The organism is Streptomyces sp. NPDC002130 (assembly GCF_040296465.1).
In the GTDB taxonomy this organism is placed as follows: Bacteria; Actinomycetota; Actinomycetes; order Streptomycetales; family Streptomycetaceae; genus Streptomyces.
On the sequence record NZ_JBEOXI010000836.1, the window covers coordinates 1 to 1,428 of the forward strand.

Annotated in this window: 1 protein-coding gene; it reads right to left on the minus strand. The window is 65.2% G+C overall.

Features of this window, described 5'->3' with window-relative positions; translation table 11 throughout:
* Positions 1 to 73 precede the first annotated feature (73 nt).
* Entirely contained in the window at positions 74 to 1,144 is a 1,071-nt protein-coding gene (locus ABT116_RS46125) for a LacI family DNA-binding transcriptional regulator (RefSeq protein ID WP_351647178.1), read from the minus strand.
* Between the last annotated feature and the right edge of the window lie 284 nt (positions 1,145 to 1,428).

Consider the following 1,428-nt stretch of genomic DNA (forward strand, 5'->3'; position numbering starts at 1 on the left):
TACGGTTGGGACGCGCTCAACTCGGGCTATGCGCGACGCTTGGGTATCGACGAATCTCAGGTCTGGTAGCTGCTCAGAGTTCTCGAGCGGCGGGCTTTCTGGTGGAAGCTCGCACGATCAGTTCGACGGGCAGTTTGACGGATTCGACGTTCCTGCCGGCGATCAATGCGAGCAGGTGTTCGAGCCCGGTCGCGCCGATCTTGTGGGCGGGGGACCTCACCGTCGTCAGTGGCACCGGGAGTTGGGAGACAACGGGAATGTCGTTGTAGCCGACCAGCGCAAGATCGTCGGGAATGCTCAACCCGAGATCACGGGCCACACCGAGTACGCCGATCGCGATGGTGTCACTCACCGTGAAGACGGCGTCAGGGCGCGTGTTCCCGCTGAGCAGTGTGGCCGCCGCATCGACACCTCCTTGAACTTCGAACTCGGACGCCACTATTCGGTTCGGTGGCAGTTCCAGACCGGCTTCGGTCAGGGCGTCGCGGAAACCCGCGACGCGTTCCCGCGACGTGCTGGCGTGATCCGGCCCCGCGATCACTCCGAGGTCGCGATAGCCGCAGTCCAGCAGATGCTTCCCCGCGAGGTAGCCGCCGAGGCGGTCGTCGCCGCTGACAAAGGGAAGGCTGCTGTTCGGCGACGACGTCGCCGGGTCGATGTGCCGGTTCAGCAGCAGGATCGGCAGTGAGCGCAGGGGGAGCGAGTCGACGAAATCGGTAACTCGACCGCTTTGCGCGCTCAGCATGAGACCGTCGACCTGTCGGCTCACCAGGAACTCGACCGCTTTGCGTTGCGCGTCCAGATCGTCGGGTGGGCTGGAAAGCAGGACGGAGTACCCGGCTGCGGTGGCGGCTTCCTCGATGCCTTGGAACATGGTGGCCACAACGACGTCCGTCAGCCTCGGCATCACGACGCCGATGGTGGTGGTCTTGCGGGTACACAGGCTGGCCGCCCACAGGTTCGGTTGGTACCCGAGCTCCTCGGCGACCTGACGAACTCGGAGTGCGGAGTCGGACCAACCGTCGGCGGGCTCGGGCTGACGGAGTACCCGCGACGCCGTCGAGATGTGGACCCCGGCCTGGTCGGCGATTTCGCGCAGCGTCGGCGGGCGGCCGTTGCTGCGGTTCGACGGATCGGGCGTCATCTGCGTCGGGGCTCCTGGTGTGCGTCGGGGATTGACGGGTGTGCAACCGGGCTCTACTCTAGGCGATGCAAACGATTGCGCAATCGTTCTCGCAAAGGATTGCGCCCGAGAACACTGGAGGCCCCGTGACCACGCCGCAGTCCCTGTCCGAGCTTTTTGCCATCGACACCCTGCTGGACGCCGAGGAGATCGCGATCCGCGACACGGTCCGCAAGATGGTCGACGATCGCATTCGCCCGCACGTAGGTGAATGGTTCGAAGCGGCAGCACTGCCGGCTCGTGAG

What these genes read in the sequence shown, in the direction of transcription:
- ABT116_RS46125 (WP_351647178.1), bottom strand. Translation starts at nt 1,144, where the DNA reads ATGACGCCCGATCCGTCGAACCGCAGCAACGGCCGCCCGCCGACGCTG.